This window comes from Mesorhizobium sp. B2-4-1, assembly GCF_006442185.1.
Classification (GTDB): Bacteria; Pseudomonadota; Alphaproteobacteria; order Rhizobiales; family Rhizobiaceae; genus Mesorhizobium.
Genome location: NZ_VFVN01000001.1, coordinates 238,057 through 259,229 on the forward strand (window position 1 = coordinate 238,057; position 21,173 = coordinate 259,229).

Below are 21,173 nucleotides of genomic sequence, written 5' to 3' on the forward strand. Positions count from 1 at the left end.
GACAGCCGTCGCGGCCCGGATATGGCTGCAGTTGCCACAGGAAGCGTCGGCGCCGCCCCACATGAGCAGCATACCCTCACCCCGCCACCAGGTGACCGCCTCCGACATCGCTCAGCGCCAGCCTCTGCGGGCTCTCGCCCAGCCTCCGCGTCGCACTCGGAATCTCCTGGTCCAGCCTTGCGAACCGGCTCCTGCGCTTCGCCGGATCGGGCACCGGCACAGCTTCGATCAGCCGCCTGGTGTAAGGGTGGCGCGGGTTGGAGAAAACCTGGTCGCGCGTGCCCATCTCGACGATCTGGCCGAGATACATGACGGCGACGCGGTCGGAGATGTTTTCGACTACGGCCATATCATGGGAGATGAAGAGGTAGGCGACGCCGAATTCGCGCTGCAATTCCTTCAACAGGTCGAGCACGCGCGCCTGCACGGAAACGTCGAGGGCCGAAACGCTTTCGTCGGCGATGATCAGCTTCGGCCTGAGCGCCAGGGCACGGGCGATGCAGACGCGCTGGCGCTGGCCGCCGGAGAATTCGTGGGGATAGAGCTCCATCTGGCCGGCCGACAGGCCGACACGCTCGAATAATGCCGCCACCCGCTCCCTGCGCTCCTCCTTCGAAGCGACGCCATGGATGACCAGCGGCTCGGCGACGAGATCGCCGACGCGCATGCGCGGGTCGAGCGAAGCGTAGGGGTCCTGGAAGATCATCTGCACGTCGCGGCGCACCGCCTTGCGCTCGTCGCGGCCGAGGCCCGACAGGTTGCGTCCGCCGATGACGATGTCGCCGGTATAAGGCACCAGTCCGGCCAGCGCCTTGGCGGTGGTCGACTTGCCGCAGCCGGATTCGCCCACCAGCGCCAGCGTTTCGTTGGGCGCGATCGAAAAGCTGACGCCTTCGACGGCATGGACGCGCCGGTTGACCCGGCCGAAGAAGCCGCCACGCAGGTCGAACCGGACATGCAGATCGGTGACATCGGCGACGTTCGCCGGCGCAACCGGCTCGGCAATCTCTTTCGATTTCTGGCGGCCGGCGCCAGTGCCGATGCGCGGCACGGCGGCGAGCAGCTCGCGTGTGTACTCGGCTTGCGGCCTGGCGAAAATGTCCGATGTCTTGCCTTCCTCGACCATGCGGCCATGCCGCATGATGATGACGCGGTCGGCCATTTCGGCGACCACGCCCATGTCGTGGGTGATGAGGATGACGCTGGTGCCGTGCTGGCGCTGCAGGTCGCGCAGCAGTTCCAGAACCTCGCCCTGCACGGTGACGTCGAGCGCAGTCGTCGGCTCGTCGGCGATCAGCACGTCGGGTTCCAGCGCCAGCGCCATGGCGATCATCACCCGCTGGCGCATACCGCCGGACAGCTCATGCGGAAACTGTTTCAGCCGGCTTTCGGCTTCCGAAATGCGCACTGCCTTCAACGCCTCGCTGGCGCGGCTTCGGGCCTCGGCGGGCGAGAGGCTGGTATGCGCCTCGATGGATTCGGTGAGCTGGCGGCCGATCGACAGCACCGGGTTCAGCGAGGTCATCGGCTCCTGGAAGATCATGGCGATGCGGTCGCCGCGGATGCGGCGCATCCGGCGCTCGTCGAGCGCTGTGAGATCGGTGTCGCCCGCATCCCCGCCAAGAAGGCGGATCGTGCCCGAAGATATGCGCGCGGCGGGCCGCGGCAGTAGTTGCATGATCGCCAGCGCGGTCATCGATTTGCCGGAGCCGGATTCGCCGGCGATGCAGAGCGTCTCGCCGCGTGAAAGCGTCAGAGAGAGGTTGGAGACGACGTCGCGCTCGCCGTCCTCGCCACGCACGGAGACGGAGAGATTGGCGATGTCGAGAATGGTTTCGGTGGCTGATGTCATTTCAGACGCAAACCTGCAAGGGATTTATTCTGTGGCGCCCCCCACCCGGACCTTCGGTCCGACCTCCCCACAAGGGGGAGGTAGGGCGCCGGTTTTTTACCCTCCTCCTTGTGGGAAGGGTCGCTGCGAAGCAGCGGGGTGGGGGTGCAGCGCCGACCGAACATCATTCGAACACGCAGCGCGGGAAGTAGAACGACACCACCCAGTTCGGCATGTCGACGATCTCGCTGATCCTGAGATCGCCACAGACCGAGGCCAGCATATAGGCCTCGACCGGATCGATCTGGTAACGGCCGGCGAGCAGGTCGATCATCTGGGCGACCGCCTCTTTCGCGCCGGTCATCAGGTCCGGGCCGATGCCGGTGGTCACCTCGTAGCCCTTGGTGTCGAGATGACGCGTCACCGGGCCCGGCGTGGTGAAGCGCGGCATCTTCAGCCTGGCGTCCTTGACCAGGTCGAGCTTGAGCACGACGTCCATCGGGCTTTCGATCGCCGTGCCGCAGACCTCGCCGTCGCCCTGCGCGGCATGCGTGTCGCCGACCGAAAACAGCGCGCCGGCCACCTCCACCGGCAGATAGAGCGTTGTGCCGGCGGCGAGGTCGCGAATGTCCAGATTGCCGCCGACGCGGCGGGGCGGCACCACCGAGTGATGGCCCATCTCGCCCGGCGCGTTGCCGATGGTGCCGGCGAAGGGTTTCAGCGGCACGCGGCCGTTCTTGCCGAACAAGGCCGGCTCCAGCGAGGCGGCATCGTATTTCCAGATGTTGAGCGCCGGCTGCTTGAAGTCGTCGGCGAGCAGGCCGAAACCTGGAATGTTCGCCGTCCAGCCGAAGCCGGACGGTTTGAACATCTCGATCGTCACCTTCAGCGCGTCGCCCGGCTCGGCGCCCTCGACGAAAATCGGCCCGGTGACAGGGTTGATCCCGGCGAAGTCGAGCTTGGCGATGTCGGCGACGGTGCTGTCGGGCTTGAGCTGGCCACCGGAGGAATCGAGGCACTGAAACTCGATGGTCGAGCCGGGCGCCACGCGCTGCGCCGGGGCAAAGGAATTGTCCCAGCCGAAATGGTGATGGCGTCCGTGGATGGTGTAGTCGCAGTTATTGCACATCTTTTACGTACACATTGTCGTAGTTGATCGGGATATGGACCGGGTCGACATAGAGGTTGTCGGCGCCGCCCATGCGCGCGGACTTCATGGTGAAGCGCTGCTCGTTGAAGACCGGCGCCCAGGGCGCGTCCTCCATCACCTTGTCGTAGATGGCGCTCCACATCTTGTCGCGCTCGCCTGATTTGGCTGGGTCGACCACCGAGTCGGCCTCGGCCGCCTTGGCGTCGAGGTCCTTGTTGCAATACCACGACCAGTTCCAGCCGCCAGGCACCGCGCCGGCGCAGCCGAGGATCGGACCGTAGAAGTTCGATGGGTCCGGGAAGTCGGCGATCCAGGCCATGCCGCCGGACCAGATCATCGGCGCGCCGGCCTTGTCGCCGCCGGCGGCGATGACGTTTGCCTGGGCGAGCGACTGGATGCTGGCCTTGATGCCGATCGCCGCCAAATCCTGCTGGATCGCCTGCGCGATGCGCGGATTGGGATCGGTGTTCATGGCGAAAAGCTGCGTCTCGAAGCCGTCGGGATGGCCGGCTTCGGCCAGCAGCGCCTTGGCCTTGGCGACGTCATAGGGATAGCCCTTGTACGCCTTGTCGTAGCCCGGCATCGACGGCGGCAGCGGCTGGTTGGCCGGCACGGCGCGGTTGTTGATGATCTGCACGACGCGCGCCTTGTTGATCGCCATGTTGACCGCCTGGCGCACCTTCACATTGTCGAACGGCGCCATGGTGGTGTTCATGGTGACGTAGCCGGTGTGCAGTTGCCCGCCCTCCACGACGCGCGCCTTCTGCTCGGGATCGGCCATCACCTCCTGGAACTTGGCCGGCGGAATGCCGTCGCCGGGCACGTCGATCTCGCCCTTCTGAAGGCGCAGCAGCGCCACGATCGGCTCCTGGCCGATTTCGAAGGTGATCTTGTCCAGATGCGGCAGTCCCTTATGCCAGTAGTCCGCGTTGCGCTCGAAGACGATGCGCTGGCCGAGCGTCCACTCCGCGAGCTTGAAGGCGCCGGTGCCGACCGGATGCTTGCCGAAATCGGCGCCATATTTCTCGACCTCTTCCTTCGGCACGACATGCGAGAAGTTGATGGCCATGACATGCAGGAAGGTGGCGTCGGGCCGGGTCAGCTCGAACTTGACGGTATAGGGGTCGACCACGGTGACACCCGATAGTGTCTCCGCCTTGCCGGCGGCGACATCGTCATAGCCCTTGATCGAGCCGAAGAAGCCGGCGCCGGGGCTCTGCGTCTTCGGGTTGGTGACGCGGTCGAGCGAGTATTTCACGTCCTCGGCGGTCATTTCGCGGCCATTGTGGAATTTCACACCATGGCGCAGCTTGAAGGTGAAGGTCTTGCCGTCGGGCGAGATCTCGTAGCTTTCGGCGAGGTCGGGCTTGAGATTGGTGGTGCCCGGCTCGTAGTCCATCAGCCCGTCGAACAGGCTCTTGATCATCGACCAGTTCTGCCAGTCATAGCCGATCGCCGGATCGAGGGTCGCGACATCGTCCTTGTAGGTGATGGTGATGGCGCCGCCCTGCTTGGCGTTGGGGTCGACGGCGTCCTCGGCGCGGACGCTCGTCATGCCGAGCATCAGCGCCAGCGCCGATGCGGCCACGGTTGATGCGAGAAGCTTTTTCATTGTTATGTTCCCTTTCTCTGTTGGTTTTCTGGTTTCATCTGAGCTTGATGCGGGGATCGATGAACGGGGCGATGATGTCGGCCAAGAGATTGCCGAGCACGATGGCGAAGGCCGACACCAGCGTGACGCCCATGATGATCGGAATGTCGACGCGCTGGATCGCCTGCCAGGCGAGCTGGCCGATGCCTGGCCAGCCGAACACGCTTTCGACCACCACGATGCCGCCCATGAAGATGCCGATGTCGATGCCGATCATGGCGATGACCGGCAGGATGGCGTTGGGGAGCGCATGGCGGAACAGGATGGCGCGGCGCGCAAGGCCCTTGGCGCGCGCGGTGCGCACATAATCCTGGCGCAGCACGTCGATCATCGAGGAGCGCATCATGCGCGCGTACCATCCGGCGCCGAGTATGCCCATGGTGAGCGAAGGCAGCACCAGATGGCGCCAGGTGCCGTAGCCGCCGATCGGGAACCAGCCCAGCCGCACGGCGAACACGTAAAGCAAAAGCAGGCCGACGACGAATTGCGGCGCCGAGACGCCGACGAAGGAGGCGACCATCAGCGTCTGGTCGGTGGCGGTGCCGCGCTTGACGGCGGCGATCAGGCCCATGCTGAGCCCGATCAGCAATTCGCACAGGATGGCGCCGACCATCAGGAGCAGGCTCGCCGGCAGCCGCGAGACGATAAGCTCGGTGACCTCGGAGCGCTGGATGTAGGAGCGGCCGAGATCGCCGCTGGCGAGCTTCGTGAGATAGTGCCAGTACTGGACCACGAAGGGCTGGTCGAGGCCGAGCTGCTGGCGGATGTTCTCGACCGTCTGCGGCGTGGCGCTGCGGCCGGCGATCTGGCGCACCGGGTCGGCAGGCAGCAAATAAAGCAGCGCGAAGGTGATCAGCGAGACGCCGAGCAGGATGAGCAGCGACTGGATCAGGCGGCGGCCGAGATAGGCGATCATGCCCGGCCCCTTTGCGTCGGATCGAGGATGTCGCGCAGCGCGTCGCCGATCAGGTTGAAGGCCAGCGCCAGCGCCAGGATCGCCGCACCCGGGAAGAACACCAGCCAGGGTGCCGCCTGGAAGTAGGTCTGGTTCTCGAAGATGATGTTGCCCCAGGAGGCCGTCGGCGGCTGCACGCCGATGCCGAGGAAGGAGAGCGTCGCTTCCAGCAGCACCGTGGTGGAGATGCCGAGCGTGCCCCAGACGATGATGGTGGGCAGAAGATGCGGCAGGACGTGGCGAAACAGGATGCGCGGCGCGCTCGCCCCGATGGTGCGTTCGGCATCGATGAACTCGCGTTCGGCGAGCGAAGAGGTTTCGGTGTAGATGACGCGCGCGGTCTGCACCCAGTTGACCAGCGCGATGACCAGAGCGACGATCCAGAGACTTGGCTCGAACACTGCCGCCAGGCAAATGGCGAGCAGCAGCGCCGGAAACGCCATCATCAGATCGGTGAAGCGCATGAGAGCGCTGCCGATCCAGCCGCGGAAATAACCCGCCGTGACGCCGACTAGCGTGCCGATCAACAGCGCCACGCCATTGGCGGCGATGCCGATGATCAGCGAGGTGCGGGCGCCGTAGAGAATGCGGGTCAACAGGTCGCGGCCGAGCAGATCGGTGCCCAGCCAGAATTTTGCGTCAGGCGGCAAGGGCGAGCCTTCCAACGTCAGCCCGTCGAACATCTGCTCATTCGGGTCATAGCCGGTCAGCCATGGCGCGAGGATCGCGCCGGCAAGGACGATGGCGACGATGAACAGACCGAGCAGCGCCAGGCGGCGTTTGACCAGCCGGCGCCAGACGCCGGCGCGCGACTTGACCGGCATGCGTGCGGCCGCCGGGAGGTCAGGCGCGATAGGAGTGGTCATCGCCGCCTTCCTCACCCGTTACTTCCTCATTGGTCATTGCCACGATGCGGCGCGCCGCATCCTCGACACTGATCTGCCAGCTCATCGCCAGCGAGCGCAGCTGCGCGTAGGCGCGATCGTCGTCGGCGCCTTTCGACAGTGCCGCGACGGCGCGCACGATGGTCTGGCGCTCGGCGACACGCTGACGCAGCGAGGCGATCTCGCCGGCCAAATGTTTTCGCGCCTCGAAACTCTGCCTTGCGATCAGCAGCGCGCTGTAGACGCCGGCAGTGCCGACCGGCTTCAGGAGCTGCGCATCGGCCTTGTGCGAGAGAGCCCATTCGATGCGGCCGGGCGCCTCCGAACCGATCAGCGCCACCAGCGGCATCGGCGCCTCGCCGGCCTTCCACGGGAATTGCTCGTCGAAACCGAGATCGGCGTCGAAGAACACGAAATCGGCGGCCAGCGCTTCAGGCGGCAGTTCGGGCCAGCAGTCGACGGTGACCAGGCCGATGGCGGACAACTGCCTGGTGATGGCCTGCACGGTCGGGTGCGGGCGATGCAGGATGAATGCCCTGGCGCCGCCGAGATTCGGGATGCGCGATGGCCTGGTCACGACACCACCCTCAGGCGCGGCCGGCCGAATGTCGTGGCGGGGTCGTAGCGTGACAGGTACGGATCGGGCGCGACCTCGTGCTGCCGGCTGACGACCTCGAAGAAGCCGTCGGCGATCCGGCCGATGATTACCGGCAGCGTTGCGTGCTGGGAATGAGCGTCGATAGCAATCGGGCCGAGCCGGGTGGAGAAGCGCCGTTCGGCGAAGGCCTTGGAAAATTCCGCCGGACCGGCGTCGGGATCACGCGAGAGCACGTCGGCCATCACTTGCACGGAGGCATAGGCGGAGGCCTCGAAAGACGAGGCGAAGGCCGCCGGGCGAGGCGCGAAATACGGCCCGACCGACAAATGCCCCTTGCCGGTTTCGCCGATCGCCGGCAGCTCACCCTCGGTGAGGTTGCAGGAGATGATCGGGCACACCTCGGGGCTGAAGGCCGGGTCCTCAACGCCCAGGTCGCGGTAGGCCGCCAGGAAGGCGTAGGAGGAGGTGCCGATCAGGTTGTTGAGGACGAAGTTCGGCCGCGTCGCCCGGATCTCGGCGATCAGCCGCGACACGTCGGTCTCGCCTATGCGCAGATAGCGCTCGCCCAGAACCTTGCCGCCGGCATCCGCGATCAGGTCGCGCGCCACGCGGTTCATCTCCCAGCCCCAGATGTAGTTCGAGCCGAGCAGGAAGCCGTTGGCGCCGAAGCGGGGCACGACATGGGCCATCAGCGGCACCAGATGCTGGTTTGGGCAAGCGTGCATGTAGACGACGTGCTCGTTGGCCTCGAAGCCTTCATAGGGGCAGGCGTACCAGAGCATGCCGCCGGCTTTTTCCAGCACCGGAATGGTCTCCTTGCGACTCCAGGAAGTGACGCAGCCGACGACATGGCGGGCGCTGCTGGTCTTGAAGATGTCCTCGCAGAGCGTCGCATAGCGATCGGCATTGCTTTGCGGGTCACGCTCGACGGGCATCAGTTCGATACCCGAGCCGCGGTCGGCATTGGTGTCGGCGATGGCGCGCATGGCGCCCATCCGGCACGCATCGGAGACGAGCTGGTAGCTTCCCGAGCGGGAATAGAGGATGCCGATCTCGATACGCCGTTTCAAACAGATCCCCAAAATAACAATGCCCCGCAGCCACCGCCGGAGGGCGAGGCATACGAGGCATTCTTGCCGCCCGGCGATCAGGGCCGGTATTTTCAGCCTAAACTATTCCGTGCCACCACGCAGTCAAGCGGGAAAGTGGGTAGTGTCTCAGTTTGAAATTAGACGCCGCGCTTGTCGCGATCCTAGCCAAACTCCTATGGAAAAGCGGCGCGATTGAAAAGAACATGTGACCTTTTGGACCGGTCGGAATCAGGCCGCCTTGCGCCGTATGAGAGATGCTAGGACGGTACGCATTCCTGAGTATGCCGGGCCGCCGATTGTCACTTCCCAGTCAGTGCCGCGTTTACGGGGAAACTTAGCACTGCGTAGCGCTTCACGGAATGCTGTCGGCTCAACGCCTACGGTTTGAGCCATTTCTTCAGCGGTTGTGTATTTGGCTATCATGAAATCTCCTGTGCTTTCCTCTAGGCATATAGGGATTCAGAGCGGAATGCGCCAGCAGACCGGCCAGATCGCAACCGGGACACTACGGGAAAGTGCGTTCGTCAGCTCAACCGCGGCGCTGCGGCCCGTTTGGCGCGGCGGCTAGGCTACCGTGCTCGCCGTTCAGAAAATTTTGAGAGAATATTCCGGGCTTCCGGGCGAACCGGGAACGCGGTTCTTTGATAATATCCCTAGAGTTTCTGATGATCTGGACAAGGCTTGGCGTTCCGCCCGGCTTGTGACTTCGCAACCGCAGAGATCCATCATGTCCGATTTCAGGAACACCTTGTCGTCTTCCCTCTCGTCATATTTCAACCGCCGCGCGGGTCTTGGCTTGCTTTTCGCTTCGGCGGTCGCGGTCGCCGGGCTGATTGCGCCCAGCGCTTCGTTCGCCGAGGACAAGAAGGCGATCAAGGTCGGCATCATCAGCGGCGAGGACGAGGATGTCTGGCGCGTCGTCGTCGCCCAGGCGGCGCAAAAGGGCCTCAGCATCGAAACCGTGGTCTTCAACGATTACACCCAGCCCAATGAGGCGCTGGAACGCGGCGAGATCGACGCCAATGCCTTCCAGCACCAGCCCTATCTCGACAACCAGATCAAGACACAGGGCTACCACATCGTGCGCGTCGGCTATACCGGCGTCTGGCCGATCGGCCTCTACTCCAAGAAATATACGAAGATCGCCGACCTGCCCGAGGGCGCGGTGATCGGCGTGCCGAACGATCCCTCCAATGAAGGCCGGGCGCTGCGCGTGCTGCAGAACGAGGGCGTGATTAAACTGAAGGACGGCACCGGCATTCTCGCCACCACCGCCGACATCGCGGAAAACCCGAAGAAGGTCGAGATCAAGGAGCTTGACGCCGGCATTGTCGGCCGCTCCGTCGAGGATCTCGATGCCGCCGTGGTCAACACCGACTGGGCGCTGAAGAGCGGCCTGACACCGGAAAACCGTATCGCGCAGGAGCCTATCGCCGACAACCCCTACCGCAACTTCATCGCGGTCAAGGTTGGCAATGAGAACGAGCCCTGGGTGAAGACGCTGGTCGCCTCCTACCAGAACGAGGCGGTGAAAGCCGAGTTCGACAAGGTCTACAAGGGCACCGGCCTCAGCGCCTATTGAGGCTGTTAGTGCATTTGACATGAAGGCGGTCCGCGCGGTGCGCGGGCCGCGATCGTATTCGGGATCCGCGCATGAACCAGCATTTCTCAGCAACCGCAGAAGCCATGGAGGGCACAGGCCCACCGCCGCAAGACGTGGTGCGGCTCGTCGACCTGAAGCGCCGCTTCGGCGCGACGGCGGCACTCGACGGCATTTCGCTGACGGCGCGCAAGGGGGAGATCCTCGGCATCATCGGACGCAGCGGCGCCGGCAAATCGACGCTGATCCGCTGCCTGAACGGACTGGAGCGGCCGGATTCCGGCGAGGTTTTCATCGAAGGCCGCGAGATCAGCCGGCTCGGCGAGCGCGACCTGCAGCCGCTGCGGCGGCGCATCGGCATGATCTTCCAGCATTTCAACCTTTTGTCGGCCAAGACCGTCGAGGACAATGTGGCGCTGCCGCTCAAGATCGAGGGCCGCCCGAAGGCGGAGCGGCTGCGCCGCGCCGCCGAACTGCTTGAACTGGTCGGCCTGTCGGAGAAGGCAAAGGCGTATCCGGCATCGCTGTCGGGTGGGCAGAAGCAGCGCGTCGGCATCGCCAGGGCGCTGGCCGCGCGGCCGGCGCTGCTGTTGTCGGATGAAGCCACCTCCGCGCTTGACCCGGAGACGACGCGGTCCATCCTCGCCTTGCTGAGGGACATCAACCGGCAGCTTGGCCTGACCATCCTTTTGATCACCCATGAGATGGAGGTGATCCGCTCGATCGGCGACCGCGTGGCGGTGATCGACGCCGGGCGCTTCGTCGAGCAAGGCCCGGTCTGGTCGGTGTTTGCCGAGCCGCGGTCGCCGATCACGAAAAGCCTGCTTGGCGCCATCCGGCCGCAACTGCCGGCCGAGCTCTTGGCCCGGCTGCTGCCCGCGACCGGCGCGGAGACGATCCTGCGCGTGGATGTGGCCGGGGAGGCCGCGCAAAGCCCGCTCTTGTCCGATCTCGCGACGCTCGTGCCTGGCACGTTCCGCCTCGTCCATGGCGGCATCGACCATATCCAGCAGCAGCCGGTGGGCACACTGTTCCTGTCTGTCCCCGGCAGCGATGCAAGCCATCTCGCGCGAGTGATCGCATTCCTGAAATCGCGCCAGGCGCGGGTGGAGGTGCTTGGCCATGTCGCCGATCCTGTTTGAGCTTCTGCTGCGGTCGATCTGGGAGACGGTGCTGATGACGGCCGCTTCCGGCCTCATCTCGCTGGTTTTCGGCCTGCCGCTTGGTCTCGCCTTGATCGCCACCGAACGCGGCGGCATCGCCGAAAGCCTGTGGGTCAACCGCGTGCTCGGCGCAGTCATCAACGGCTTCCGGTCGGTGCCGTTCATCATCCTTTTGGTGGCGCTGATCCCGGTGACGCGGCTGATCGTCGGTACCTCGATCGGCACCTGGGCGGCGATCGTGCCGCTGTCGATCGCCGCCACGCCCTACTACGCGCGCATCGCCGAAGTGTCGCTGCGCGAGGTGGACCATGGCCTGATCGAGGCGGCGCGCGCCATGGGCGGCAATCGCTGGACGATCATCCGCGAGGTGCTGGTGCCGGAAGCGCTGCCAGGCATCGTCGCGGGCTTCACCGTGACGCTGGTGACGCTGGTCGGCGCCTCCGCCATGGCCGGCGCGATCGGCGCCGGCGGCCTCGGAGACCTCGCCATCCGCTACGGCTACCAGCGGTTCGAGACGTCAGTGATGATCGCCGTGGTGATCGTGCTGATCATCCTGGTCTGCGGCATCCAGTGGGTGGGCGACCGGCTGGTGGCGAAGCTGGACCGGAGGGGGTGAGCGGCTGAGCTACGCGATGATGTCTTCGATAAGCGTTTGAAGCGGCGCCTCGGAACCACCGAAGCTGTCAATCATCGCCTGAATAACGCGATCTCGCTCCAGGATATCGGCGTTGAATGTGAAGCCCGCATGTTCAGCAAGCATCGCAAGGAAGGTGAGTTGGGTACGGCCGTTGCCTTCGCGAAAAGGATGAACGGCATTGACCTCCGCAACGATGTGGGCCACGTGCCTCGCAAAACCGAGGCTGTCTAGGTCTGCCAAGGAGTCGGGGTCGCCAAGTTCACGGAACACCCGAACCATCTCGCTGGCGATGTGCTCGGGATAGCAAAACCAGCTGCCACCCTTGCCGATCCGGATGGTGCGCGGCTGACCGGCCCAAGCATACACGTCTTGGAACAGGTGCCGATGCAGGTGGAGATAGTGACGGTAGTCGAGTTCGCCTGCCGGAAGGGGCTCGTCCGCGCGAGTCAGGAACAAGGCGAGCTCGACCTCATCGAGCTCTGCCTGCTCGCGGATATCAAGCAGATTCATAAGCACGGTCGTGCCGGGGTAGCAGAGTGGATCGAACTCGGCAGCGTAGACCAACGGCCTATTTCTTTTTGCGGATTTCTTCTTTGATCAGCGAGCGCCGCTCGTCACCGGACAACCCTTGCCGCACACTATGGTTGAGTATTTTCGCCATGCGGGACGACAACTTCATACCTTCGACAGCGCTGATTTTCTCGCCATGCGCTCTCGTCAGCACGAAATGACCCGTCTTGGCTGAGCGGCCGGTTCTTGAATTAAGATACTTCATTCGCAAATCATATCATGGACCCGCAGGAGAGGCCAAAACGATTTCCGAGCAAGCCGGACCAGGCCGCGGCCTTACTCCTCCGGGTCGAACAAGGCGCCAGCGAGTTCATGCGGCGCCGAACAAATCCCTGGCCTGTTCAGCCGTATAATAACCAAGCCTGACGTCCTGAGCCACCAGTTCCGGATCGCGCTCACGCGGATCGCCGTAGCCGCCACCACCCGGCGTACCGACGCGGACGCGGTCACCGGCCTTGAGCGCGATGTCCTGCTCCTTGGAGAGGTGCGGCGGCACATGTTCCTTCCCGTCGCGGATGACGGCCACCGTGTTGGGCTCGCCATCCCGGCCGCCGAGCGCGCCTTGCGGGCCGAAGCGGCCATGGTCCATGACAAAGGAGGCGCGGGCTTCTCCACGCAGGATCTCGACCTCGTAGGCAAGGCCAAAGCCGCCGCGATGTTTGCCGGCGCCGCCCGAGCCCTCGCGCAACGCATAGTGACGGTAAAGCACCGGAAAGGCCTGCTCCATGATCTCGACCGGCGGCGACTTGGAGATGCCGATGGTCGAGCAGCCATTGGTCAGCCCGTCATGGCCGGCATTGCCGCCATAGCCGCCACCAGAGATCTGGTACATGACATAGTCGCGGCCGCGCGCCGGATCGTTGCCGCCGAGCGCGAAATTGCCGCTGGAGCCGGCGGGCGCCGCCGTTACCTTGTCGGGCAGCGCCTGCACCATGGCCGCGAACACCGCCTCGGCGATGCGCTGCGACACTTCCGCGGCGCAGCCCGAGACCGGGCGGGGATATCTGGCATCCAGGAAGGTACCCTCCGGCCGCTTGACCTCGAGCGGCTCGAAGGCGCCGGCGCTGATCGGCACATCGGGGAAGATATGGCGCATGGCGAGATAAACCGAGGACAAGGTGGTCGCCAGCACGCTGTTCATCGGCCCCGCGCAGGGCTTTGACGAGCCGGCGAAATCGAAAGTCAGGGTGTCGTCCTTCTTCTCGACGGTGAGCGCGATGGTCAGCGGCTCGTTGACCACGCCGTCGGAATCGACGAAGGCCTTCGAGCGGTACGTCCCGTCGGGAATGGCCGCTATGTTGGCGCGCATCTGCTCGGCGGCGCGGCGGCGCAGTTCTGCGATCGCCTCGACAACAGTTTCGTCTCCGTAACGATCCAGAATTCCATTGAGCCGATCCTGGCCGATCAGCAGTGCGGCAGCCTGCGCCCTGATGTCGCCGATGCGCTGGTCGGCGACGCGGATGTTCGAACAGATGATGGCGTAGATCTCCGGGTCGAGTACGCCTTTCTTGAACAGTTTGACCGGCGGCAGCCGCAAGCCTTCCTGCTCGACCGCCGTCGCCGAAGCCGAGAAGCCGCCGGGCACCGAACCGCCAATGTCGGGCCAATGACCGGTGTTGGACAGCCAACAGAAAATCTTGCCGTCCCGGTAGACCGGCATGACGAAGCGCACGTCCATCAGATGCGTGCCGCCGAGATACGGGTCGTTGACGATGTAGATATCGCCCGGCTCCGGGGCCAGGCAGCGGCCGTCGGCGATCATCTCGATCACCGTCCTGGTCGAATATTGCATGACGCCGACGAATACCGGCAGGCCCTGGCTGCCTTGCGCGATCAGCGAGCCGTCGACGGCCGAATAGATGCCGTCGGAGCGGTCATTGGCCTCGGCGATGACAGGTGAGAAGGCGGCGCGGGAAAAGGTCAGGTCCATCTCATCGCAGACCTGCTGCAGGGCTGCCTGGAGAACCGAGAGCGTGATGGCGTCGAGCTTTTGCATCTCAGGCCTCGCCAATGTCGATGATGATGTTGCCGTCGGCGTCCGAGCGGGCACGGTCGCCGGGTTCGAGCACCGTGGTAGCGTCCATCTGTTCGAGGATCGCCGGCCCTTCGATGACCGCATCGAGCGGCATTTCTTCGCGTGCGTATACGGGCGTGTCATGCCAACGCCCGCTGTACCAGACCGGCCGGATCTCGCGCCGGGCCTCGTCGAGCGTCTTTGCCCGCCCGGCGGGGTCGATCAGCCGCGACAGATCGATCGCCGGCCTGACACCCGTCACCGAGGTGTTCAAGTTGACCAGATTGGCGCGGATTTCCGGCAGCTCGACCTTGAAGCGGGCGAAATAGGCCTTTTCGAACAGCGCCTGCAGCTCCTGCCGGGTCACCGACGAGGACGGCAGCGGCACGTTGATGATGTGGGTCTGGCCGACGAACTGCATGTCGGCGGAATGGGTGACGCGGATGGTCTGCGGTTTCACCGCCTCCTTGGCGATCAGCTCCTCGCCTTCGTTTCGATGCCGTTCCAAAACCCGATGGAGCTGGCTTTCATCAAGAACGCCTACCGGCCGGTTGATGGTGTTGACGAAATCGTGGCGCAGATCGGCGACGACGCAGCCCAGCGCGTTGGTGATGCCGGGCCGAGCCGGCACCAGCACCCGGGGCAGTCCGAGTTCGCGCGCCAGGGCGGTGGCGTGCAGCGGGCCGGCGCCGCCGAAGGCGAACAGCGCGAAATCGCGCGGATCGTGACCGCGCGACACCGACACCATGCGGATGGCGCCGGCCATCTTCATATTGCCGAGCCTGAGCACCGCGCCGGCTGCTTCGACGCCGGACAAGCCCGTCGCCTTGCCGATCCTGTCGGCGAAAATGCCGGTGACACGCTCTGATGTGACCGGATTGTCAACGGCAAGCAGCTTCTTCGACGCCAGCCGGCCGAGCACCAGATTGGCGTCGGTGATGGTCGGCTCCAGGCCGCCGCGGCCGTAGCAGATCGGGCCTGGATTGGCGCCGGCACTTTCCGGGCCGATCTGGATCAGGCCTGCCGCGTCGACGCGCGCGATCGAGCCGCCGCCGGCCCCGACCGTGTGCACCGCCACCATCGGCACATGGATGGGCATAGCGTATTCGATCTCGATCTCGTTCGAAACCGCCGGTTCGGCGTTGCGGATCAGCGCCACGTCGGTCGAGGTGCCGCCCATGTCGTAGGTGACGAGATTTTCGAAGCCGGCGCGCTTGCCCGTGTAGGCGGCGGCGATGACGCCCGAGGCCGGGCCGGACATCACGGTCTTGGCCGATTCACGTGTGACGAAGCGGGCCGAGATCATACCGCCATTGCCGTTCATGATCAGGAAGTCGCGGGCGTAGCCTTTGTCGGCGAGTTCCTTGCGCAGCCGCTCGACATAGCGCTCGAGGATCGGCTGCACCGAAGCGTTGACCGAGGCGGTGACGCCGCGCTCGAATTCGCGCGCTTCCGACAGCAGCGCATGACCCGCGGTGATGTAGTCGTTCGGCCAGAGTTCGGCGGCGATCTCGGCGGCGCGCCGCTCGTGCGAAGGGTTAGCGTAGGAATGCAGGAAGTGGATGACCAGGGATTCGCAGCCGGCATCGATCAGCGCCTTCACCGCCTCGCGCATTTCGGCTTCGTCGAGTGGCATGCGTACCGCTCCCGACGCCTCGACGCGCTCGGACACTTCGAGCCGCAGGTTGCGCGGGATGACCGGAACAAAGGTGCCGGTCATGCCATAGGGCTGCGGCCGCGTGCGCCGGCCGAGCTCGATCACGTCGCGAAAGCCGCGCGTGGTGATCATGCCGGTCTTCGCCAGCCGGCGTTCGAGCACCGCGTTGGTGGTTGTCGTCGTGCCATGCACGATAAGATCGATGCCGTCGATCGGAAAGCCGGTGGTATCGAGCGCCGAAACGACGCCGAAGGCCTGGTTGTCGACGGTCGTGGGCGTCTTGGCGATATGTACCCGCCCGCCATCCTTGCCATCAATCAGAAGCAGATCGGTGAAGGTTCCGCCGACGTCGATGCCGGCGACGACACTGCCCAGGGAATCCGGCGGCTGCACCGAAAAATTCTCTTTCATTGTCGAAACCCGAAATGCTGGGACTACGGATATGTCACAGTTTGGAAAGGTGTTTTACGGCGGCATCTTGACGCAAATATCGTTTGTATACTAATAAATTCCGGACACAAGAGCTTACCGCTTTGGAGTGTGCGAGCAGCACGCCGGAACCTGAACGGTCCGGGCGCGCAGGAATAAGGTTTGGCGCCCGCGTTCGTGAGTTGGGCCAGAAGGTTGGATTTGATGAACACCACATCCGCGTTCAACACCGCCGGCGCCCGCCCGCTGCAATTTCCGATTCCAGCCAATGTCTATGCCGAAACCGTGGTCTCGGTGAAGCACTACACCGACCGGCTGTTCTCGTTCCGCATCACCCGTCCGCAGTCGCTGCGCTTCCGTTCCGGCGAATTCGTCATGATCGGCCTGCCCAATGCCGAGAAGCCGGTGTTCCGCGCCTATTCGGTGGCCAGCCCGGCCTGGGACGAAGAGCTGGAATTCTTTTCCATCAAGGTACCGGACGGCCCCCTGACCTCGGAGTTGCAGAAGATCCAGGTCGGCGACACCGTCATCATGCGCCAGAAGTCGACCGGCACGCTGGTGGTCGACGCGCTGACGCCGGCCAAGCGGCTGTTCATGATCTCCACCGGCACCGGCATCGCGCCCTTCGCCAGCCTGCTGCGTGACCCTGACACTTATGAAAAATTCGAGCAGCTGGTCCTGACCCACACCTGCCGTGACAATGCCGAGCTGACCTATGGCCAGGAACTGGTGGCGGCGCTCGAAAGCGACCCGCTGATCGGCGAACTGACCGGCGGCCGTGTCACGCTCTACAACTCCACGACCCGCGAGGAGTCGGCGCGCATGGGCCGTATCACCGCGCTCATCGGCTCCGGCAAATTCTACGCCGACCTCGGCATAGAGAAGCTCAATCCCGAGACCGACCGCATCATGATCTGCGGCTCGATGCATATGCTCAAGGACGTCAAGGAGATGGCCGAGAGCCTCGGTTTCCAGGAAGGCTCGCTCAGCCATCCCTCGACTTTTGTCGTCGAGCGCGCCTTCGTCGGCTGAGGCCTGCTCTTCTCCGGCGATCGAGCTTTTGACCTTCTGGTCAAAAATTAGCTGCTTTCGCGGCCTTTTTCAGCTATCCTCGCTTGAGGACTCGTGAAGCGCGGCTTCGCGGGCTATCTTCGTGCGTGTCGCCCAAAAGTGCCGAGCGGTTTGGGAAGACGATACACACCTAGACATAAGCGCAGTCGCTGAGTGAAAGGGCAGGAGATGAGCAGCACAATCCGCGAGGCCGAGGCCAAGGTGATGCCGCTGCCGGCGCGCGCCGCCGCCAACACCGCCCTCCCGCTGGATCATCGCATCGCGCGCAATCCCGGCATGAAGCTCGACCTCGGCTTTCTGGAGTCGGTGCGCAGCGTCAACCGCTCGGCGCTGGAACGGCGCGTCGCCAGCCTGACCAAGCGGCGCTCGATCAAGGCCGACAACCAGGCGGCCTGGCTGCTGCGGGCGATAGCCTGCATGGACCTGACGACGCTCAACTCGAACGACACGGAAGAGCGCGTGCGCCGGCTTTGCGCCAAAGCGATCAATCCGCTGCGCCGCGACATCGCCGAGGGCTTGGGCATTGCGGGCGAACCCATCCGCCCGGCCGCCGTCTGCGTCTACCATCCGTTCGTCGCCACCGCGGTCGACGCCGTGCGCGGCACCGGCATCCATGTCGCCGCCGTCTCCACCGCCTTCCCGCATGGTCTTGCGCCACTGTCGACCCGCCTCCAGGAGATCGAGGCCTCGGTGCGCGACGGCGCCGACGAGATCGACGTCGTCATCCCGCGCGGCCTGGTGTTCGGGGCCAAATGGCGCGAGCTCTACAACGAGATCGTCTCGATGCGCGCTGCCTGCGGCGATGCGCATCTGAAGGTCATTCTCGGCACCGGCGACCTCGCCACGCTGCGCAATGTGATGCTGGCCTCTATGGTGGCAATGATGGCGGGCGCCGATTTCATCAAGACCTCGACCGGCAAGGAAAGCGTCAACGCCACGCTGCCCGTCGGCCTTGCCATGGTGCGCGCCATCAGGGCCTATTTCGAGGAAACCGGCTATCTCATCGGCTTCAAGCCGGCCGGCGGCATTTCTACCGCCAAGGTGTCGCTCGACTGGCTGGTGCTGATGAAGGAAGAACTCGGCCGGCCGTGGCTGGAACCGGATCTGTTCCGCTTCGGCGCCTCGAGCCTGCTGACAGACATCGAGCGGCAACTCGAACATCACCTGACCGGGCACTATTCGGCCAATCACCGCCACGCGATGGCTTGAGTCAGGGCTCGAACGTGGAGCCCTACGGCGCCCCCCTCTGTCCTACCGGACATCTCCCCCACACGGGGGGAGATGTCCGGTAGGACAGAGGGGGGCGCGACAGAGCGCTTGCCGAGGCAATTATCTGGAGGGCCCCATGAACATTCTCGAACGCTATCACGCCATGGAATACGGTCCGGCGCCGGAAGCCCGCAACGAGGCCGACGCCTGGCTTGCCGCGCGCGATTTTTCCAAGGCATTGTTCATCGACGGCACCTGGAAGGCGGCTGGCGGCGGCAAGACCTTCGAGACCAGCGAGCCTTCTTCCGGCAAGCTGCTGGCCAAGGTCTCGGATGCCGGAGCCGCCGACATCGACGCCGCGGTCGCGGCGGCCACCAAGGCGCTGCCGAAATGGTCGGCCTCCTCGGGCTATACCAGGGCAAAAGTGCTCTATGCCATCGGCCGCGCCATGCAGCGCCACCAGCGCCTGCTCGCGGTGCTTGAGACAATCGACAATGGCAAGCCGATCCGCGAGAGCCGCGACATCGACGTGCCGCTGGCGATCCGCCACTTCATCCATCATGCCGGCTGGGCGCAGGCGCTGGACAGGGATTTCCCCGGCCACAAGGGCGTCGGCGTCGTCGGCCAGATCATCCCGTGGAACTTTCCGCTCTTGATGCTGGCCTGGAAGATCGCGCCGGCGCTGGCCGCCGGCTGCACGGTGGTGCTGAAGCCGGCCGAGTTCACGCCGCTGACCGCCATCCTGTTCGCCGAAATCTGCGAACGCGCCGGCGTGCCGAAAGGCGTCGTCAACATCGTGCAGGGCGGCCCGGAAGCGGGTGCGGCCATCGTCAACCACCCCGGCATCCAGAAGATCGCCTTCACCGGGTCTTCCGAAGTCGGCAAGATCATCCGCAAGGCTACCGCCGGCTCGGGCAAGAAGCTGTCGCTGGAGCTTGGCGGCAAGTCGGCCTTCATCGTGTTCGAGGACGCTGATCTCGACAGCGCCGTCGAAGGCTTGGTCGACGGCATCTGGTTCAACCAGGGACAGGTCTGCTGCGCCGGTTCGCGGCTGCTGGTGCAGGAAGGCATCGCCGACGCCTTCATCGCCAAGGTCAAGGTCAGGATGAGCCGGCTGCGCGTCGGCAGCCCACTGGACAAGAACACCGATATCGGCCCGCTGGTCGATCTGACGCAGCTCGATCGCGTCAAGGGCCTGGTCGCCGAGGGCGCAAAACAGGGGGCGGTCTGCTGGCAGCCGGATGCGGCGCTGCCCTCATCCGGCTATTACCATCTGCCGACCCTCGCTACCGGCGTTTCGCCGGCTAATATTCTCGCCCAGGAAGAAGTGTTCGGCCCCGTTCTGGCGACCATGACGTTCCGCAACACCGAGGAAGCGATCGAGCTCGCCAACAACACCCGCTATGGCCTTGCCGCTTCGGTGTGGAGCGAAAACGTCAATCTTGCCTTGCACGTCGCGCCGCAATTGAAAGCGGGTGTCGTCTGGGTCAACGGCACCAATATGTTCGACGCCGCCTGCGGCTTCGGCGGCTACCGCGAGAGCGGTTTCGGCCGCGAGGGCGGGCGCGAAGGCATGTTCGAATATCTCACGGCAAAGCTGCCGCTTGGCCCGGTCATCAAGCCGGCGGCAGCCTCGACACAACCGGTCGAGCAGGCCGATGGCACAGCAATCGACCGGACGGCAAAGCTGTTCATCGGCGGCAAACAGGTCCGGCCGGACGGCAACTACTCGCTGGCGGTTGTCACCGCCAAGGGCAAGCTTGCCGGCGAAGTCGGCTTGGGCAACCGCAAGGATATACGCGATGCCGTCTCCGCGGCGCGGGCCTGCAAGAGCTGGCCGGAGGCGACCGCCTACAACCGCTCACAGGTGCTCTACTATCTGGCGGAAAACCTCTCCGGCCGGGCGGAGGAATTCGCTTCACGCCTCGTCCAGCTCACGGGCGCGACCGCCAAGGCGGCACGCGAGGAGGTCGACCAGTCGATCGAGCGGTTGTTCCTCTATGCCGGACTTGCCGACAAGTTTGAGGGGCGCGTGCACCAGCCGCCGGCACGGGCGGTGACGCTGGCATTGCATGAGCCGGTTGGCGTCGTCGGCATCGTCGCGCCCGACAATCAGCCGCTGCTCGGGTTCATCTCGCTGGTCGCGCCGGCGCTGGCAATGGGCAACACGGTGGTCGCGGTGCCTTCGGAGCGCCATCCGCTGCTCGCCACCGACTTGTATCAGGTCATCGAATATTCCGACGTGCCTGCCGGCGCCATCAACATCGTCACCGGCCGCACGGCCGAACTTGCCGGCGTGCTGGCCAAGCATGACGATGTCGATGGGCTCTGGCTGTTCGCCGATGCCGACACCTGCGCCAAGGCGGAGGTCGAGTCCGTCGGCAACCTCAAACGTATCTGGAGCGGCAATGGCCGTAGCCTCGACTGGGCCTCGGAAGAAGCCGCTGGCGATACCTTGCTGCGCCGCGCCGTCGAGATGAAGAACGTCTGGGTGCCCTACGGCGACTGACGTTCCATGCTGTCACAATGGAGATCGGGTTCGGGCTTGACGCTCGGGCTTATGTTCTTTAACGAGAAAAAACATCTTTATCTGTGAACTGACAGAGCAGGCCACATCATGGCCTGTGACTGGCACATGACGCCTTCGCAGGCCGCCGATAAAG

Annotated in this window: 17 protein-coding genes; 6 read left to right on the top strand and 11 right to left on the bottom strand. The window is 64.6% G+C overall.

Translation table 11 applies throughout. The features are described from left to right. Positions 1 to 76 precede the first annotated feature (76 nt). The 7 genes from FJ949_RS01260 to FJ949_RS01290 all read right to left on the bottom strand — a co-directional run bounded on the left by FJ949_RS01260 (position 77) and on the right by FJ949_RS01290 (position 8,139). A complete protein-coding gene (locus FJ949_RS01260; protein ID WP_140491551.1) occupies positions 77 to 1,852 on the bottom strand; it encodes an ABC transporter ATP-binding protein in 1,776 nt (591 codons plus the stop codon). Between the two features lie 163 nt (positions 1,853 to 2,015). Then, positions 2,016 to 2,960: an acetamidase/formamidase family protein gene (locus tag FJ949_RS01265; protein ID WP_140491553.1), complete on the bottom strand. Its 945-nt coding sequence runs from the start codon at positions 2,958 to 2,960 to the stop codon at positions 2,016 to 2,018. Continuing rightward, positions 2,950 to 4,593, bottom strand: a complete 1,644-nt coding sequence (locus tag FJ949_RS01270) for an ABC transporter substrate-binding protein (RefSeq protein WP_140491555.1) — start codon at positions 4,591 to 4,593, stop codon at positions 2,950 to 2,952. Before FJ949_RS01270 ends, FJ949_RS01265 begins: the two co-directional genes overlap by 11 nt. A gap of 34 nt (positions 4,594 to 4,627) precedes the next feature. After that, the gene (locus tag FJ949_RS01275; protein WP_140491557.1) at positions 4,628 to 5,548 is read right to left on the bottom strand and encodes an ABC transporter permease; all 921 of its coding nucleotides are present in this window, start codon (positions 5,546 to 5,548) and stop codon (positions 4,628 to 4,630) included. Continuing rightward, complete coding sequence (locus FJ949_RS01280; RefSeq protein WP_210240533.1) at positions 5,545 to 6,411, bottom strand: ABC transporter permease; 867 nt, start codon at positions 6,409 to 6,411, stop codon at positions 5,545 to 5,547. Before FJ949_RS01280 ends, FJ949_RS01275 begins: the two co-directional genes overlap by 4 nt. A 19-nt stretch (positions 6,412 to 6,430) precedes the next feature. Then, positions 6,431 to 7,048 (bottom strand): ANTAR domain-containing protein, encoded by a 618-nt coding sequence (locus FJ949_RS01285; RefSeq protein ID WP_140491561.1) that lies wholly within the window; start codon positions 7,046 to 7,048, stop codon positions 6,431 to 6,433. Continuing rightward, the gene (locus FJ949_RS01290) at positions 7,045 to 8,139 is read right to left on the bottom strand and encodes a transporter substrate-binding protein (protein ID WP_140491563.1); all 1,095 of its coding nucleotides are present in this window, start codon (positions 8,137 to 8,139) and stop codon (positions 7,045 to 7,047) included. Before FJ949_RS01290 ends, FJ949_RS01285 begins: the two co-directional genes overlap by 4 nt. Before the next feature lie 748 nt (positions 8,140 to 8,887). Between FJ949_RS01290 and FJ949_RS01295 the strand changes: the two genes are divergently transcribed. The 3 genes from FJ949_RS01295 to FJ949_RS01305 all read left to right on the top strand — a co-directional run bounded on the left by FJ949_RS01295 (position 8,888) and on the right by FJ949_RS01305 (position 11,539). After that, entirely contained in the window at positions 8,888 to 9,742 is an 855-nt protein-coding gene (locus FJ949_RS01295) for a MetQ/NlpA family lipoprotein (RefSeq protein WP_140491565.1), read from the top strand. A 71-nt stretch (positions 9,743 to 9,813) separates the two neighbouring features. Then, a complete protein-coding gene (locus FJ949_RS01300) occupies positions 9,814 to 10,902 on the top strand; it encodes a methionine ABC transporter ATP-binding protein (RefSeq protein WP_140491567.1) in 1,089 nt (362 codons plus the stop codon). Next, entirely contained in the window at positions 10,883 to 11,539 is a 657-nt protein-coding gene (locus tag FJ949_RS01305; RefSeq protein WP_140491569.1) for a methionine ABC transporter permease, read from the top strand. The genes FJ949_RS01300 and FJ949_RS01305 overlap by 20 nt, the downstream gene beginning before the upstream one ends. A gap of 9 nt (positions 11,540 to 11,548) precedes the next feature. Here the strand turns inward: FJ949_RS01305 and FJ949_RS01310 are convergent, their stop codons facing one another. From FJ949_RS01310 to FJ949_RS01325, 4 genes are all read right to left on the bottom strand, one after another. After that, positions 11,549 to 12,124, bottom strand: coding sequence for a Fic family protein (locus tag FJ949_RS01310; protein WP_224618431.1), 576 nt, complete (start codon positions 12,122 to 12,124; stop codon positions 11,549 to 11,551). 4 nt (positions 12,125 to 12,128) lie between these two features. After that, on the bottom strand, positions 12,129 to 12,335 hold the full coding sequence (locus FJ949_RS01315) for a hypothetical protein (RefSeq protein WP_140491571.1): 207 nt from the start codon (positions 12,333 to 12,335) through the stop codon (positions 12,129 to 12,131). Positions 12,336 to 12,440: 105 nt separating this feature from the next. Further along, positions 12,441 to 14,126 carry a hydantoinase B/oxoprolinase family protein gene (locus FJ949_RS01320; RefSeq protein ID WP_140491573.1) on the bottom strand — a complete coding sequence of 562 codons (1,686 nt, stop codon included), beginning with the start codon at positions 14,124 to 14,126 and terminating at the stop codon, positions 12,441 to 12,443. A gap of 1 nt (position 14,127) precedes the next feature. Then, on the bottom strand, positions 14,128 to 16,212 hold the full coding sequence (locus FJ949_RS01325) for a hydantoinase/oxoprolinase family protein (protein ID WP_140491575.1): 2,085 nt from the start codon (positions 16,210 to 16,212) through the stop codon (positions 14,128 to 14,130). 222 nt (positions 16,213 to 16,434) lie between these two features. On the opposite strand from FJ949_RS01325, the gene FJ949_RS01330 reads away from it, so the two are divergent. From FJ949_RS01330 to FJ949_RS01345, 3 genes are all read left to right on the top strand, one after another. After that, positions 16,435 to 17,262 (top strand): ferredoxin--NADP reductase, encoded by an 828-nt coding sequence (locus FJ949_RS01330; protein ID WP_140491577.1) that lies wholly within the window; start codon positions 16,435 to 16,437, stop codon positions 17,260 to 17,262. 207 nt (positions 17,263 to 17,469) lie between these two features. Beyond that, a complete protein-coding gene (gene deoC, locus FJ949_RS01335) occupies positions 17,470 to 18,510 on the top strand; it encodes a deoxyribose-phosphate aldolase (RefSeq protein WP_140491579.1) in 1,041 nt (346 codons plus the stop codon). Positions 18,511 to 18,646: 136 nt separating this feature from the next. Next, positions 18,647 to 21,019 (top strand): aldehyde dehydrogenase family protein, encoded by a 2,373-nt coding sequence (locus FJ949_RS01345; protein WP_140491584.1) that lies wholly within the window; start codon positions 18,647 to 18,649, stop codon positions 21,017 to 21,019. Positions 21,020 to 21,173: the final 154 nt, after the last annotated feature.

Bases quoted from the DNA above. Each gene is read 5' to 3' on its own strand.
- deoC (WP_140491579.1), top strand. From the start codon at position 17,470: ATGAGCAGCACAATCCGCGAGGCCGAGGCCAAGGTGATGCCGCTGCCG.
- FJ949_RS01300 (WP_140491567.1), top strand. From the start codon at position 9,814: ATGAACCAGCATTTCTCAGCAACCGCAGAAGCCATGGAGGGCACAGGC.
- FJ949_RS01320 (WP_140491573.1), bottom strand. From the start codon at position 14,126: ATGCAAAAGCTCGACGCCATCACGCTCTCGGTTCTCCAGGCAGCCCTG.
- FJ949_RS01325 (WP_140491575.1), bottom strand. From the start codon at position 16,212: ATGAAAGAGAATTTTTCGGTGCAGCCGCCGGATTCCCTGGGCAGTGTC.
- FJ949_RS01315 (WP_140491571.1), bottom strand. From the start codon at position 12,335: ATGAAGTATCTTAATTCAAGAACCGGCCGCTCAGCCAAGACGGGTCAT.
- FJ949_RS01265 (WP_140491553.1), bottom strand. From the start codon at position 2,960: ATGTGCAATAACTGCGACTACACCATCCACGGACGCCATCACCATTTC.
- FJ949_RS01345 (WP_140491584.1), top strand. From the start codon at position 18,647: ATGAACATTCTCGAACGCTATCACGCCATGGAATACGGTCCGGCGCCG.
- FJ949_RS01260 (WP_140491551.1), bottom strand. From the start codon at position 1,852: ATGACATCAGCCACCGAAACCATTCTCGACATCGCCAATCTCTCCGTC.
- FJ949_RS01270 (WP_140491555.1), bottom strand. From the start codon at position 4,593: ATGAAAAAGCTTCTCGCATCAACCGTGGCCGCATCGGCGCTGGCGCTG.
- FJ949_RS01275 (WP_140491557.1), bottom strand. From the start codon at position 5,548: ATGATCGCCTATCTCGGCCGCCGCCTGATCCAGTCGCTGCTCATCCTG.
- FJ949_RS01305 (WP_140491569.1), top strand. From the start codon at position 10,883: ATGTCGCCGATCCTGTTTGAGCTTCTGCTGCGGTCGATCTGGGAGACG.
- FJ949_RS01280 (WP_210240533.1), bottom strand. From the start codon at position 6,411: ATGCCGGTCAAGTCGCGCGCCGGCGTCTGGCGCCGGCTGGTCAAACGC.
- FJ949_RS01295 (WP_140491565.1), top strand. From the start codon at position 8,888: ATGTCCGATTTCAGGAACACCTTGTCGTCTTCCCTCTCGTCATATTTC.
- FJ949_RS01330 (WP_140491577.1), top strand. From the start codon at position 16,435: ATGAACACCACATCCGCGTTCAACACCGCCGGCGCCCGCCCGCTGCAA.